We start from the raw sequence: 15,446 nt of genomic DNA, 5'->3' as shown, positions 1-15,446 counted from the left end.
TTGTAGTAAGACTTCTTGATTCATTTTTCCTCCCATTTAAAAAAGGCCGAGAGTGTTTCTCAGCCCTTTGTGTTAATCTAGGACCAAGGCTCGTTGGTCTCTTTCTTGTGGAATACCTTCCAATACAGTAGCCACGTAGTGTTGTAAGAAATGACATTTCTGGTCTAGTAAATCTTTTTGCAAGGCAAGGTGAACCAGATCTTCAAAATAATCCTGACTGGAAATGGCCAAGTCCTGTTGAATCATGGCCTGTAAGGTTTCAAGGCTAAGTGGTGAATAATCGTCACTATCCAAAACCTCATATTGTTCCAAGGTGTCTGAAAGACTATTTGAGGACATTAAATCCATAATAAAACTAGAGCCTTCCCCTGTTCGGTACAATTTTTCCAGAATATCAGTCATAGCAGCTTTTACTTCATCCTGATAACCATCCACTTTAACTTGTAGCTCATCACTAATCAAGGACAGGTCATCTTCATCCATATAATCTTGATAAACTTGATTGAGGATTGTTCTATCAGAGGTACTTAGTTCCAAAGAGAGAAAGGCTTTGATAAACTCTTGGTAATCGTCCTTCTCCATTTCAGATAAAGCCTCTTTCATGGTGTCAAAGTTCCAAGTCATCGTACAACTCCTTTAGTGGGACTAATGGTGAATATCCAGATTGTAGCTCTTCTAAATCAGCTTGACCATCAGCATCTGTGTCAACAGACTGCGGATTGGTTCCCAAAGCTAGTTCCTGAGCTTCTGTCAAACCATCTTGGTCTGAATCCATTTCATAAATGTTTTTTGGATTCATCTACTTCTCCTCCTTTTTCTTCAGTCCATAAGCTGTACCAAGTAGAATACCAGCTCCAATTAAGCCCAAAAGGGATTCCTGTTCCCCTGTATTTGGCAAAATGCTTGCTGGAACAGGTGGTTCATGTACCTCAATTGGTGGTTGAGGTGGTGTGGGTTGATTTGGACTTGGTTCTTCAGGTTTAGGTGTATGTGTTACAACTGTATTTGAGCTGATGACATAGCCATTTACTGTATGGAGATAGGTATTCTCCACCTGACCAGTCGCAATCCGTTTCATCTGAAGGTAAACATCTGCCTGAAAGGCTGAATCATCAGAAATAGTCTCTAAGAAGGATTTATCAAATGAAATTGACACGAGGCCATTTTCTGTATCCACCTGTTGCAAGGTATATTTCGTGACTTCCGTTCCTTCTTTTAAGACAGAACCGTCTTTGAGGGTGATATCCGTCATCAGATAGCTACGGTAAATACCATTGTACTCATCATGCTTCTCATCATAGTTATCTTCAAAACCATATTCAAATAAATCAGTCGCACGATTGCTTGGAATCATAGCTCCAACTAAGCGATAGTTAAAGGTTTGATTCAAGGCCACTTCTTTCCCATCAAGGCTGTCATCTTTATGAGATAAGTCAATCACCACATCCTTTTGTGGGTCTAGTTTGGGAACATTATTGACTACTGTTTCTGTGACATAGGCCAAGCCAAAATCAATTTGATAGGCTGTATTTTCATACTGACCACCTGTTTTGGTCAACTCATTTTTAACCGTCATCGGAAGCGTGACAACCAAGGTTTGACCAGTCTTCACATAGGTCTCATAAAATGTTTTGGGATCATCGCTACTAAGGACTTGAATGGCTCCTTTAGGTATAAACTGACGTTTAGCCATGGCATCTTGGACGACTTTCGGAGCTTCTGACAAACTTGCGTAGGTGCTGACAGAGATACCAGATACACGATTACCATCCTTATCCAAAACTTGAATGCCATCAGGATTTAGGGTAAGGGCTTCTTCTGGGTAATCGTCTACCATGTAAAATCCCTTGGCAAGAACATCATCCGTCACGACCATATCTTTGTATTGACTGTAATCCAAGACAATTTTGTAATAATTGACTGTATTCGGAAGGACAGTCTTTCCATCAATTAAAATGCCTTCTTGATTGGTATTAGACTTATGTGGAGTTACTTTAGGGACAAAATTGGTCACCGTATTAGTTTCATATGCTTGTCCAAAATCCACCTGATAGGCCACGTTTTCATAAGACTTCCCTAAATTAATCATGGTTTCCAAAACAGTCATCGGAGTGACGATGGTAATATTCTCCCCCTTAGTCACATACGATTCATAAAAGGCTTGTGGGTCTTCTGGCATGAAAACTTGAAAAGCTCCTTTAGCCTGAATTTTTTGTTTAGAAAGGGCTGCTTGTAAAGATTTAGGAGCTTCTGATAATCGAGAATAAGACTTCACCATAATTCCTGAAACTGTTTTGCCATCAGATGTGATAAACTGAATAGCTGTTTCATCTGGCAATAACGCTTCTTCTGGATAATCATCCACAAAGTAAAAACCTTGTGCAATCTGAGAGTTGTCTGCTTTAATCCCTCGGTATTGGTCCAAGTCCCATGAGAGAGTATAATGATTTTGAGTTCCCACTAGCATAGGCTTCCCATTGATGTCCACTTTGTCTTTATTAAGGTTTTGTTTCTTAGGTTCTGGAGAAACCAGGGTGTTGGTTACTTCCTTGGTTTCATAGCCATTGCCGAAATCCACTTGGTAAGCCTTGTTTGTATAGGTCTTTGTTTGACCATAGAGACTATCTTTAACCGTCATTTTGGTCAGTAAAGCTAAAGATGTACCTGTTTTGACATACTGGTCATAAAAGGCCTGGTTGTCATCGGGCATAAAGACTTGAAAGGCACCTGTCGGTGTAATCTTAGCTCTAGCTAATTTATCTTGAAGGTCCTCAGGGGATTCATTTAACGAAGCATAGGTTTTAACCGTTATACCTGATACCTTCTGACCATCAAGGGTTGTAACAGCCGTGCCATTTTCCACCACATCAAGCACTTCCTCCGGGTAATCATCCACAAAGAAGAAGCCTCGTGCAATTGTCTCTTTAGCAGAACGATCTCCCTTATACTGGTCCAAATCCCAAGTCAATCGGTAGTGGTTGGTTGTGCCAAGGGCTACGACCGTGTCATTAATGAGGACACCATCCGCATTTTCATTGTTCTTGTCAGGTGTAATAAGTGTAGTTGTCTCCCCATCACCTGGTGTACGAACCGTTACAACATTTGAAGTGCCTGTGTAAGCATTGACTGTGCCCTTGTTCAAAAGGAGTTTGTAGCTATTAGAATAGGTTGCCCCATCATTTTGAACAGAACCATAGAGTTTGGGGGCGGTCAATTGATAAACCTTGGTTAAATCTTTATTCACCTCCTGCAACAAGTTTTCCTTTGCGGTCAAGGTCACAAAATTCTTAGTCTCATCAAAGCTAAGGACATAGTTTCCATTCTCTTTTTGTGTTGTTTCCTTATCAAACAAATAACCAGCAGGCAAATAGTCTTCAAAAATGAGACTAGTCGTTTGAGCACGATTGGATGAAAAGGCATCAACTGTTAAGGGATAAATCACCGTTGAATCTTTAGCGACAGTTTTCTCATGAAGATTAGCTTGGTCACTATTGACCACTTCTTTCATAATCTCTGGAGTTGTCGTCAAACGGTACGCATGATAATGGACAGTCGGTACTTGTGGTGGCGTTGGAAGTTCTTTTGGAATAGGTTTGACAGGTAAGGTTACCTTGGTCAACGTCAGATTAGGCTGCACCACTTCTTCCAAAGGCTTTGGCGTAAAGGTTACAGGCTTTTCTGGTGTAAATGTTTTAGGAGTAAAGACATCTGGTGTTACCGTAATAGGTTCTGGAACAGGTTCAAGCTCCACCGTTACATGAGGTTTGGGACTATAAGGTGTTACTGTACGTGCAACTGGTAGGGTATTCAAGGCAAACCAGTAAGACAATCCAACATTCTGTGGCATATCACCTTGTCCAAAGGTTACTATGTAGGTATTGCCTGATGTGACCGTTGAGACAATAGCTCCTTTATAAGCATAACGACTTGATGTGGTATCCCATTCCTCAGGTAAATTCAAATCGCTTGCACGGTTGGAACCCAAAGAACGTGCTAGACCTTCATTAGTCACTTGAACGGTTGAACCATTAATCGGTACAAATTTCCCAGATGAATCTTTAACATACTCTAGACCAATGTCATTATGATTGAGGGAAGAATGCGTGAAGACACCTGGTTTTTCTTTGGAGAAGGTAACTTGTGAGCCGTCTTCCAAGAAATACTTAGCAACTACACGAAACTCCATCTTATCCGTTCGCCAGTCACCGTTTCCGTCATTTCGGTAGGTGATAAAACCTTCAGTTGGATCATTTGGCACAACCAATTTCACGGCATCGGTTCCAGCTGGTGATACAAGGTTGGTAATATCGTAAGTCACACGACTAATCTTTTTCCCATCAAATCGTGCATGTTGAAGATTTTGATAGTTAAAACTAAGGGTCTCACCTGTTTTGAAGCTATCATAGACAAAGAAGCCCGTGGAATCCAAAATTCTTGAGTAGCCACCCAGCATGGCATCGCCAGTTGAAATAATCTGATCAGGATTTCGGGTAATGGCCCCATGTTGTGCTTGTGGCTCACCGTTATTGAGATTGAGGGCTTGAGCAAGGGCTTCAGAAATATAACCTTCTTCACCTTTCGAAATCTCGGCCAAGTCACGTTGATAGCGTTCCATTTCTTTGGCATTGTAGGCATCAATTGCTTCATTCTCTTTTCTGGCTGTGACTTCTTTTTCTTGATTGCGTTTTGTAATGGCTTCAATCTCAGCTGCTCTATCTGAAACTAATTGTAGTTTCTCCTGAATAGCCTGATTCACCGCAGCTTGACCTGCACGATTTTCAGCATCTACAGCTGATTGACCTGCCTGATTACGCCTTTCAATGGCTTCGTTATCTGCTTTTGCCTTAGCAAGTCCAGCTTCATTTTCTTTTTGAATGACCTGATTTTTCGCAACAATATCAGCTGCCTTGGTTTTCTTTGTTAGATAATCCGCTAAAGCTTGTTCGTTAGTTGATTGAATGGTTTCAACAGCCTTGCCATAGTTTGTATAGTCCAGTACAGATGTCCCATTTCCTGATGAAACCACTTGTTCTTTTACTGTCACATCAGCATCTGAATACTGGGATTTTAGGTCATTGACTTTGGCATCAACCCAAGCATTTGTCTCTTTACCAGTTTGGTTGGCCACTTCATAGGCCTGTGACAGCTCCCTATTTTCTTGTTCAATTCGGACTTTTTCATCCTCATAAGCTGCTTTGTCAGCTTTGTAGGTTTCAGTAACTTCATTGATAGCCGCAACTTGGTTTTGGGCATCTGCTTCTGCTTTTGAAATTTGTTGGTTGGTCTCTGACGCAGAAGTTGTATTTCCCAAGTCCATTGGGCTATCTTCAACCGTAGAAACACCTTCAGCCTTAGCTTCTTCAACTGCTTGTGTTACCGTATCATGTGGTACGGTTACAGCAATCGCTCCATTAGATTGACCAGTTGACGCTATACTTTCAGTTTGTGCAGAAACGGGGGTTGGCTGTGCTTCTGGTAAATTCGTGGCTGGATTTTCCGTTCGTTGAATGGTTGTGTCAACCGATGATGTGACTTCATCAGCATGTGCAACCGTTCCTCCCCAAGCAACAACAGCAGTTACCATGGTTCCAAGGGCAACCGAACATAAAGTACGGTATTTTTTACTCTTACGAAAGACGTGTTTCTCGCCTTTTTCCTGATTGACAAGAAAGTGATGATTACATGTTTTGGTCATAAATAGTCCTTCTTTTCTTTTTTCTGTAGCAACAAACTGTCACTCTTTATTAGATACGAGGGCGTTAAGCGAGCACGACAAAAATAGGAGTTTTGACGAAGAACTTTCCGTTCTAGGAGAAACTCTCTTTTTGTACAGCTCGTAGCCCAAGTTCAATACCATCATAAAAAAGAAGGCTTGATTTTGTTATCACAATCAATTCAGGGAAAAGAAAATGTTGCTTTTACACTACAAATGTTATAAAATTGTAGTGTAAAAGCAACATGGAAAGGAGTAAGCATGTCAAAAAAAGAGATTCTACTTGAATTTATAGAAAACCACAATGGCATTATCACCTATAAAGATTGTAAAGCTCTAAATATTCCAACAATATATTTGACAAGACTAGAAAAAGAAGGAATTATATACCGCGTCGAAAAAGGAATTTTCCTAACCCAGAATGGAGACTACGACGAATACTTCTTCTTTCAGTACCGATATCCCAAGGCTGTTTTCTCTTATATCTCAGCGCTTTACCTGCAACAATTTACAGATGAAATTCCTCAATATTTTGACGTAACCATTCCTAGAGGCTACCGTTTTAATACTCCTCCAGCTAATCTGAACATTCATTCCGTTTCTAAGGAATATAGCGAACTAGGAATTATTCTTGTAAAAACCTCTATGGGAAACAAAGTAAGAGTGTATGATTTCGAACGTATTATCTGTGATTTTGTGATTCATCGAGAAAAAATAGATACTGAGATTTTTGTCAAAACACTTCAACATTACGGAAACTATCCTAAAAAAAATCTTACAAAACTCTATGAATATGCGACAAAAATGAACACCTTGGACAAGGTCAAACAAACTCTGGAGGTCCTAGTATGAATAATATCATCACCGCCTATCTTTATTTTCATATTCATCAAATTGTTTTGTTTTTTTCAATATCCACAGTGAGTAACTTACGCTAACAATACATAATACTGCACTTGATATAATATGAAACTTCATTGAAGAATTTTCAACAGCAAAAACGCTCGAAGAATTTACAAAACTATGTGCAATAATACACGGCAAAAGGCTCTTTCCTTTGTAAAAAATAATTGTAAAAAGAATGCCTATTGCGATTGCATAACAAACTTGTAAGAGTGTAGGTATTATATCTTTTCCGTTTAGTAAGTTTACAATATGTCCAATTCCAAAAGTAACACTTGAGATAACAATCGCCAACTTTACATTATCCTTGTATAATGCTTTGAACAGAAATCCACGAAAAATAATTTCTTCAATGAATCCAACGCAGAGCATACTTAAAATATATAACACAGTTTCTAAAACAGACAACTTCATCGTAACGCCATTCCACAGGTTAATACTCATAATTAGAAGTAGCGGAGTAAAATATAAGTAATTTCTAAGGCTTCCATTAAAAGAACACAAACCGTATTTTTCTTTTAAGTTGTGTTTACGCACAAAGCCTAAAAGAAGCAATGTAAAAACGATACCAACGGGTGCAGTAATTATTTTTTCAGTGCCAAGCGAGACAGAAAAGCTGTCAGCAACACTGAACAAAACAACATAGGAAATAATCCAAACTAATGAGAAATTTAATTCATTTTTCTTATATAAACGATACATTATAATCCTCCTTTTAATGAATAAATTATTCCATCAAATACCAACTCTAAATCAGATATAATCGTCTGCTCGTCATAGGTTATTTCGTTATTTGCAAACATACTTGCATATCCGTGTGCAATCAAAAATAATGAGCGAAAAATAGTTTTTGCTTGTTCTGTATTGATCCCTGCCTCTTTACTGAGTGTAGCTATAATAGGCTGTAATTCTTCAGAATTTATCAACTCAGAAATGTTTTTTCCTATAAACTCATTTGTTTGAAAGAGAAACCGAAACAAATTTTTCTCTGTTTCAGCAAAGCGTATATAATTCAGTCCAATACTTTTCATCGGATTTTCACTCTGAAAATTAGTTATATATTCGGAATGATATTCATCTGCCTTAACATATACAGTTTTTTTCAATTCCTCTATTGTTTTAAAATGATACATAACTGGTTGAGTGGAACAGCCTAATTTTTTTGATACAGTTCGTGCATTGATATTTTCTGCTCCTTCACTTCGTGCTATCTCAAATGCCGCATCTATAATCATCTCTTTTGTAATTTTCACCTTTGGTGGCATTGTTTTCACCTCTTCATCATTTTATAATTACCGTTATATAACAGTGATTATAATTAAAAGAGAGCTTTTTGTCAAGTTTAGTAACGATACTAAAATAAAAATAAGCGGCAGAGCTTTTACCCTCTGCCGTCTTTATCTACTTATCCGAAGATAATTTCCTTATTCACAATCTCCCTTGCACACGCTTGTATATTATTCATTCTCTGCACCCACTCTAAGGCGTTTTCCGACTTTAACTGTTCTGTTATGCCCTGCGACTGTTTCATCTGTTCCACAAGCCTTTCAAAGCGTTCCTCCGTCTGTTTATCGACATCAACAAGATATTCATTTAACTTACCACTTGTGAGCAGCGTAGTGTAAAATATTTTGTTATGTTCCTGTAAATAGCGTTTGTGTCGCTGTCCCCATAAGCCGATAGGCTTGTATTCTTTTTCGGTTGGTAATGTAAGACAAGGATTATAATAATCTCCTTGTAGTTCATACCACAGACCGTTGCTTTCATCATAAATATACTTTTTCCATTAAAAAATCCTCCGTTATAATATATTCGCACATATGTCACAGTTCTCCGATTGCCACACTCTGTTATATCTTGTTATCAGATTTTCTTGCCCTTGAATTTGCCCTTATGAGCAATCAGGGAAAGAGTAAACTTGTGTGAAATCATATAAAGAGATAAGGCGAACTCATTGCGATAAATCCTTTATTTTCAAGGCTTTTGGAGGATTTTATTGATAACCTACGGAGAGCAATAATAACTCATAATTTTATAGTTTTCAAATTCTGATTAATAGTGACCAAAAAATTAAAAAGGATATGCTAACATTTATACATTTTGTTAGCATATCTTTTTTATTTCGTCGTATATGCAAAACTCAAACTACTATCCACTCCTGATATTCTACGGAAGGTGTAGTTTGGATTGCCATTATAGTTAGTTTCGGAGATGAGGAATGAGCCATCTGGGTAGACTTTTTCGACAAAAGCCACATGCCCGTATTCTGCTGGTGTGCCATGTCCTCCTCCTGCAAAGGAAAGAATAGCTCCTGCTTGCGGACTTGTTCCAGTTTCACCACCAAGACTTGCGGCTGTATGCACCCAATCCTGGCCATTGCCCATGGTACTGATAATTGAAATCTTCTCACCATTTTTACCTTTGAGTTTTAGACCCAGTTGGTTGATACGGGCTGCGACTCCCCAAGTACATTGGCCGTAAGCATAGCCCATACCGTCACCACCTCCTGGAACAGAGTTTTCAAAAAGGTCTCCTCGTACAGCTTCAAGTGCTTTGGGATCACTTTGTGCTGTCCCACCGTTGGGTTGACTAAAGCCTTTTTCAATTTGGTAATACCACTCACTTGCTCGTGTCTGTCGTTCAAGCAGCTTATCACCACTATTTCCTTCCCAGTAAATGAGAAAGAGTTGGGCAAGACTAGCTGGACTTCCTGAATTTTTGAAGAAGTCCTTTAACCAGTTGGTGTAATAAGGACTATCCCCATACAAGATGAAATCCAGTTGTAACCCTAAGTCATACCACTTTTGATGTTTTCCTTTGGCATATTCCAACAATAAAGTATGTCTGCGTGACCCATCCGCGGTATCTGTCCATTGTCCTAAGCCTAAACCACGTTTGAGAATATTTGGGTAACGCCCATTGTATATAGTTGGACCATTGAGTGAGAGCCATCCCTCATCATCCCATGAGCTGTCTGTCGCACCAATAGGGGGAGATAGATAGTCGCCCTCCGCACGCTTGGGATTAATAGAGGATTCTACCGACCAATTTCCTAAAATGGCTGCGATAGCTTGATTGGTCGCACCTTTGCTTTTGAGATAGTCATAAATCGCCTTGGCTCTCTCGAACTCATCGCCACCAAATTGACCAATAGTTGGAAGAATGGTGGTCTGAACCTGGATTACTTTTGGAAAGTAGAAAGCTGGATTGACATAGACTAGCTTATCCGTGTCATCATCAACCTTTTGATAGGTGACTTTTAGACCCGTTCCATCCTTGGTCTGACCAATAATATCTCCTGCCAAGACTTGTTGATTGTCACTCACTCGGCCTGAATGAATGCTAAACAAGGTTAGTTTAGTCTTATTCACTCCCTTACCAGATGTCAAAACAACGTTCTCTCCATCAAGAGATACCCTGCCATCCATAGGAGCCACAATGACTTGACCCTCTTTTGCTTCTAAGATGATATGGTGATGAAGCGTTGGTTTCTCATCAATGACCTCATAACCATATCGGTAGGTCATGTTTAAGCTACCCTCATCGGTCTGTCCCTGAAAGGGATTGTCTAATTCTTGAAGGGCTAAATAGTTGCCTTCTTCGGTCAATTCCTTGAGTTCTTCTTGGTCCTCATCTGGCAGCTTGTAGGGAGGTTGCTGGTATAAGTCAGACATGGATTTAATAGAGTCTCCACCATTTAAGTCCGTCCACACTTGACTGAGAAATGCTTTGTAGGTCGCACCATCTTTTTCCATGAAATCGTCAAGCTTGTAGTCTTGGTATTGATGATTCATGTAAACCATGACCTCATCAATCTTGGTGTAGTAGGTAATCCCTTTTTCGTTGGTTCTCGTATTTTCAGCATCTTCCCACGTCATGTGGGTATAGGCTTTAGTCAACTCCATCTCATCTTGTTGAATGGCACTGCTTCCTGAGACACTCATGAAAAAGCTCATCATCAAAAGGAGCATCAAGAGAATGCCTGAGACAATCCAAGTCAAAGGATTTCCAGCAATAGCAGAAAAGAAAGTCAGGCTTCCCTTAATGGCTTGGACGATTCCTTTGAAACCTGCGACACTTTGTTTTCTGGCAAGCTTTAAAAAGGTTTGGTAGCGTCTTCTTGGTTTAAGAGGTTTCTGGCGTGTGAATCCTTTTCCCTTTTTGAAGTTCTGGAATCGTTCCTTTCCATGAGAAAATTTTGTTTTGGTAAACCGCACACCAGTCTGTCCACTTTTTACTGCCACCTTACCTGCTTGATAGGTAAACCTGCCATAGCGTCTGACTTTCAGGCTAGTATCCTTTAGGGTTCTAAGTCCATCTAAATCATCATCCTGTGATACCAAGTCAAACGATTCAGATGCGGCTAAGCCTAATCCAACTTTAACTTTGGTAGAGTTTTTCTTAGTCTTTTGGACTTTCTTGAGTTGTTTGACCTCACGTTTAGCAGAACTTACTTCTTTTTCTGCACTGAGTCGATCAAATGATTTTTCTTGGTGAAACTGAAAGCGAGACTTCAAGGAAGATTTATCTTTTTGGAAGGTAAACTTAGGATTAATTGATTTTGACTTCTCACTTAGTTGCACTTCTGACAAATGTTTTCTTGCCGTCCGCAAACGTTTTTGAGCTTGAGGAAGTCGATAGTTCTTGATTTCCTTTCCCCTTAACAGTCTAGGAGAGACATAGGTAATTTCCTTTAGAAACTTCTCTTCTGCTTCCATTTGGCTACTGAGTAGATTTTCTTTTAACTCTGTTTTCTTATCTTGAATAGGGTTAGGCTATTTTCAACTGTTGGTTCAGGAGTTGAGAAATAGCGACTCATATCAATGGGCATCCGTCCTTCACCAAAGCACTTGACCGTCACTAGAGTCGTTAAAATGCCATCCTTTCCCTAGCAGTATAATTTTGACCAAAGGCACGAAAGGCCAGGTGATTGTCTTTCGTCAATAGTGTATCTACACCATTTTTAATATCCCTAGCTTCCAAAAAATCAGAAATCCGATGAAGATTGGATTCGTAGAATAGGGGATCATTCATCTCTTTGTGGTAATCATCTTCAAAAGTCACCTCAAAGTCACAATCAAAATTGGGGAGCGACAGTATCTTTTCCAGTAACTGATTGGTTTCAACTTGGTGAATACGTTCCTCTAATTCAGTACACTCTAGGATACTTTTCTTATGTAGTAGGTTCATGTTTTTCTTCCTCTTCTATTCTTCTAAATTCTCTCGCAATGGCTTCAATAACTGTGACAGTCACACTATTACCGGCCTGTTTGTATAGTTGACTCTTACTGGAAACACTTTCTGCTCTTTCATAAGCCCAATCAGGAAAGCCTTGAAGTCTGAAACACTCTCTTGGTGTCAGTCGTCTAATTCTTAGGCGATAGAGTTTTCCATCTAAGACAATGCCTGTGACTTCATACCACTTATCCTGTCGATATTCCAGAGCAGCGACCACCACTCCCATATTGTCTGAAGTCGTCAAGGTATTGGATATTCCCTTTCCCACTCGTCCCCTACGTTTGGTTGAGTCTGGATAAGCCAGATTGACAGAGTCTCCAAGAGTTGCCTTTGCGTATCCTGTTTTTGTGGCTTCCTTGATTTTCAGAAATGGCAGCTCCTCCCTCAGCAGTATCTTTGGCACCTTATCTCCACCTTGCATGGTTGTCAAGGTTGGTGACAAACCAGCAATGTCAAATACTCTACCGGTCTGGTCAAAGCTAGTCGGCAGATTTCCTGCGACGACAACACCATGTCTATCTTGACTAGTCAAAGTAAACATAGAGTCTTGATTATCCTTAAAGCGACGCCCATGTTGGCGTTTTTCAAGTCTATCTGGGGTTAAGACTGGAATGGCGATTTGGGGCCCCTCTCCTTTACCTCTTGTTAGTGTAGGAGCAAGTCCACTCGTCAGATAGACTTCACCATTCAAACCACGTTTAGAGGGATTGATATTTCCTAGCCTTTCAAGATGAGCTGGGCTGTTTTCTCTTCTGAGAGGAAATAAGAATCTGGAACGGTATCTTCTAGAATGTCCGATAATAAAGACCCGCTCTCTGTTTTGCGGGACTTGGAAGTCCTTACTGTTAAGCACCTGCCATTCGACATCATACCCCAATTCATCCATCGTGGAGAGGATTGTGGAGAACGTCCGTCCCTCGTCGTGATTGAGTAGGCCTTTGACGTTTTCCAAAAATAGAAAACGTGGTTGGATTTGTTTGGCCGCTCGAGCAATCTCAAAAAAGAGAGTCCCTCGAGTATCTTCAAATCCCAGTCGTCTTCCTGCGAGTGAAAAAGCTTGGCAAGGAAATCCCCCGCAGATAACCTCCACTTGCCCTCTAAATTGTCTAAAGTCATGGTCTGTGACCTCTTTAATGTCATGGTATTCTATTTCTCCTTCTGTGTTAAACATGGCTTTATAGGATGTTCTAGCGAATTTATCAATTTCACAAAAGCCCAGACACTCATGACCCTGTGAATCCATTCCTAGCCTAAAACCGCCTATCCCAGCGAATAAATCTAAAAATTTCATTTTTCCTCTCTTTCCAAATAAAAAGAGCCTTACAATTTGTAAAACTCTTGCTTATATATAATCATCCATTTCTGGTGCACGGATGATTTCAACAATCAAAATGATGATAGAAATCAGATAGATTCCACCTAGTATCCACCAAATCATCTTAATCACCTCCCTTTACTTCTTGTCGTCTCAGTTGCTTAGTCCACTCTGACAGCACACCATTAAACACGTATTCAGCTATCACTTCCGCTGACCGAGCAAATCGCATATGTTCCAATGCGTACTGATAACGTTCACTAAAATAGATCATGGCATAGTCACTAGCCGACTGAGATAGGCCTGTCTGTCTTAACTGTTCATGAACCAAACCCCAAATATAGTCTCGATCGTACTTAGTCACATCGTCTACTTTTGGAGTAAAGTTTTCTTCTTGTTTTTCATCTACTAGCTGAATCTCCTCCTCGTCCTCAATAAGGAAGTCACTCCCTTCAGTTTCACTATATTTAGTCTCACTTCCTTCAGTCTCACTAGGGGCTGAATTTAAGACCGGCCCCGTATTTCTTTGAGACCCCCCTAGTGTTTTTTTAACACTAGCCCCGTTTGAATCTAAGACTGGGGTAGGCACATGTTCTAATTCCCCCAAGTAAATTTTATTTGCCATACGACCTTTTTCACTAGAGGACTGTTGGACTTCATCGATTAAGCCATATTCACGTAAGGTTTTTTTGATAGATAGTAATTTTGACTTTGAACAGCCTAAAAGTGCCATCAGATTTGAATTGGAATAAATCAAGTAAATAGCCCCATCCTCATCAATCCAGCCTTTACTCAAAGACAACTCCAACCGATCTTTTAAAACCGCGTAGGCTACCTTAACCTCCAGCTTCATGTCCTTATACCGTTCACTCTCAAACAAAACTTTAGGGAGTTTATAATATCGCTCTGATGTCTGATATTGATTAGCAGTAATACGTTTCATTATTGTCCCTCCAAGACTAAAAGTCCAACATTTCCAAATTCATCAAATCGGATTAAACCTACTTGTTCCATTTCATCAATTAGCTGAGTTGCTTTCTCAATATCAACTCCCAAGATTGTCACGAGATGACACATCACCATTTGACGTGATGATTGTTCATACTTTTGCATCATTTCCTCCTGAAAATAAAAAAAACGAGAACACTTATTAAAATGTTCTCGCTGAACCATTATATTTTATGACGTATCTATTTTTTGTCTACGCAGTCGACATCCAAACAGACGTTCACATCAATGTACTTTTTTTGAACCTTTTTTATGTCAAAATCACCCTTTTCAATAAAGACAAAATGTTTGAAAAAGTGCTTAAAATAAAGGATTTTCACCCGTTGCTTCGTTGTAGCAACACTACGCACTCAACGTGTTCGTTATTGTCCAAACTAATCTCCAGATTATTTTCAATGATAGGAAGTTTGAAAAAAAGGGATTTCACCCATCTTCCATTTTCATTCTTCTCATCTCGAACAACTACTTTTTCCAGTAAAAGTTGACAAAATCGTTTCTTGTCGACCTCTTCCATAACAGCCAATAAAGTTTCAAACTTTAGAAGAATTTCATACACGTTATCAGCTGTCATTTTTTGTTTAAGAATAACTTCTTTCCTTTCTTCATTCTCTACGATTAACGAATCTATTTCTTCAAGTTTATCATAGATAGCATTCAATCGTTCATTTAAATCTTGAAATTTCTGTTTGTAATGACGATCATTATAATCAAGATTGTCAATTTGAGACATCAAAGATACTTTTGTTGAAAGATACTTACGATGTTGATTATAGTACTTATCAAGTAGTTTATCAATTTCTGCCGTATCAATTTGAATGTTGATTTTCTCTTGAAGTTTTTCTGCAAACAATGGTTCACTAACAATTTTGCTGATAATGGTCAATACCTCACGGTTCAACGTTTCCATTTTCAATTGCTTAGAGAAAGTACACTTATGACCAGACATCATCTTACGATGTTTACATGAATAGTAGAAATAATGTTTGTAATATTCCCCAATGTCATTAAGTTAACTAACCTATCACGTTTTGTGGTAGGTTAGTTTTTTCTATGGTACACTAAAAATAAAAGGGGAAAAGTCATGTTAGATCAGATTAAAGCTCATTTACTTGATAGTATTAACAACATCGTTTCCACCGCAAACCAGTTTGTGCTTCATCCTGAAAAAGATTTTAGTCGGAAAAGTCAGCTAACGATGAAAACCATGATTCAAGCTATACTGACCATGGGTGGTAATACCTTAGCCAAAGAGCTACTTGATTTAGATTT

Annotated in this window: 12 protein-coding genes and 2 pseudogenes; 2 read left to right on the top strand and 12 right to left on the bottom strand. The window is 39.2% G+C overall.

The annotated features are described in order from the left end of the window. Positions 1-72: 72 nt before the first annotated feature. Genes A3I7_RS0103160 through A3I7_RS0103150 form a run of 3 tightly spaced genes read right to left on the bottom strand, consistent with a single transcriptional unit; the run spans position 73 to position 5,695 of the window. Positions 73-624, bottom strand: coding sequence for a hypothetical protein (locus A3I7_RS0103160; protein ID WP_018375332.1), 552 nt, complete (start codon positions 622-624; stop codon positions 73-75). Then, complete coding sequence (locus A3I7_RS0103155; protein WP_018375331.1) at positions 608-799, bottom strand: hypothetical protein; 192 nt, start codon at positions 797-799, stop codon at positions 608-610. The genes A3I7_RS0103160 and A3I7_RS0103155 overlap by 17 nt, the downstream gene beginning before the upstream one ends. Continuing rightward, positions 800-5,695, bottom strand: coding sequence for an SspB-related isopeptide-forming adhesin (locus A3I7_RS0103150; RefSeq protein ID WP_018375330.1), 4,896 nt, complete (start codon positions 5,693-5,695; stop codon positions 800-802). 279 nt (positions 5,696-5,974) lie between these two features. Between A3I7_RS0103150 and A3I7_RS0103145 the strand changes: the two genes are divergently transcribed. Then, the gene (locus A3I7_RS0103145; protein ID WP_018375329.1) at positions 5,975-6,565 is read left to right on the top strand and encodes a type IV toxin-antitoxin system AbiEi family antitoxin domain-containing protein; all 591 of its coding nucleotides are present in this window, start codon (positions 5,975-5,977) and stop codon (positions 6,563-6,565) included. Positions 6,566-6,574: 9 nt separating this feature from the next. Here the strand turns inward: A3I7_RS0103145 and A3I7_RS0103140 are convergent, their stop codons facing one another. The 9 genes and pseudogenes from A3I7_RS0103140 to A3I7_RS12380 form a co-directional block, all read right to left on the bottom strand. Next, on the bottom strand, positions 6,575-7,318 hold the full coding sequence (locus tag A3I7_RS0103140; RefSeq protein ID WP_018375328.1) for a CPBP family intramembrane glutamic endopeptidase: 744 nt from the start codon (positions 7,316-7,318) through the stop codon (positions 6,575-6,577). Further along, positions 7,318-7,881, bottom strand: coding sequence for a TetR/AcrR family transcriptional regulator (locus tag A3I7_RS0103135; protein WP_018375327.1), 564 nt, complete (start codon positions 7,879-7,881; stop codon positions 7,318-7,320). Before A3I7_RS0103135 ends, A3I7_RS0103140 begins: the two co-directional genes overlap by 1 nt. 140 nt (positions 7,882-8,021) lie before the next feature. After that, positions 8,022-8,390 (bottom strand): TnpV protein, encoded by a 369-nt coding sequence (locus A3I7_RS12400; RefSeq protein ID WP_033418490.1) that lies wholly within the window; start codon positions 8,388-8,390, stop codon positions 8,022-8,024. A 343-nt stretch (positions 8,391-8,733) separates the two neighbouring features. Then, a complete protein-coding gene (locus A3I7_RS12395) occupies positions 8,734-11,334 on the bottom strand; it encodes a phage tail tip lysozyme (protein WP_018375325.1) in 2,601 nt (866 codons plus the stop codon). Between the two features lie 23 nt (positions 11,335-11,357). Further along, positions 11,358-11,806 (bottom strand): annotated as a pseudogene (locus tag A3I7_RS13075) (hypothetical protein). Continuing rightward, entirely contained in the window at positions 11,790-13,145 is a 1,356-nt protein-coding gene (gene dcm, locus A3I7_RS12385; protein WP_018375323.1) for a DNA (cytosine-5-)-methyltransferase, read from the bottom strand. The pseudogene A3I7_RS13075 and the gene dcm overlap by 17 nt, the downstream one beginning before the upstream one ends. A gap of 148 nt (positions 13,146-13,293) precedes the next feature. Next, positions 13,294-14,112: a replication initiator protein A gene (locus A3I7_RS0103100; RefSeq protein WP_018375321.1), complete on the bottom strand. Its 819-nt coding sequence runs from the start codon at positions 14,110-14,112 to the stop codon at positions 13,294-13,296. After that, on the bottom strand, positions 14,112-14,282 hold the full coding sequence (locus A3I7_RS13970; protein ID WP_018375320.1) for a hypothetical protein: 171 nt from the start codon (positions 14,280-14,282) through the stop codon (positions 14,112-14,114). The genes A3I7_RS0103100 and A3I7_RS13970 overlap by 1 nt, the downstream gene beginning before the upstream one ends. Positions 14,283-14,493: 211 nt before the next feature. Continuing rightward, positions 14,494-15,084, bottom strand: a complete 591-nt coding sequence (locus tag A3I7_RS12380) for a hypothetical protein (protein ID WP_018375319.1) — start codon at positions 15,082-15,084, stop codon at positions 14,494-14,496. A 174-nt stretch (positions 15,085-15,258) separates the two neighbouring features. Between A3I7_RS12380 and A3I7_RS13070 the strand changes: the two are divergent. Next, positions 15,259-15,446, top strand: a pseudogene (locus tag A3I7_RS13070) (IS4 family transposase); the annotation flags it as partial.

This window comes from Streptococcus orisratti DSM 15617 (assembly GCF_000380105.1).
In the GTDB taxonomy this organism is placed as follows: Bacteria; Bacillota; Bacilli; order Lactobacillales; family Streptococcaceae; genus Streptococcus; species Streptococcus orisratti.
The sequence above is the reverse complement of the archived record's forward strand: the minus strand, read 5'-3'. Positions and strand labels throughout refer to the sequence as shown.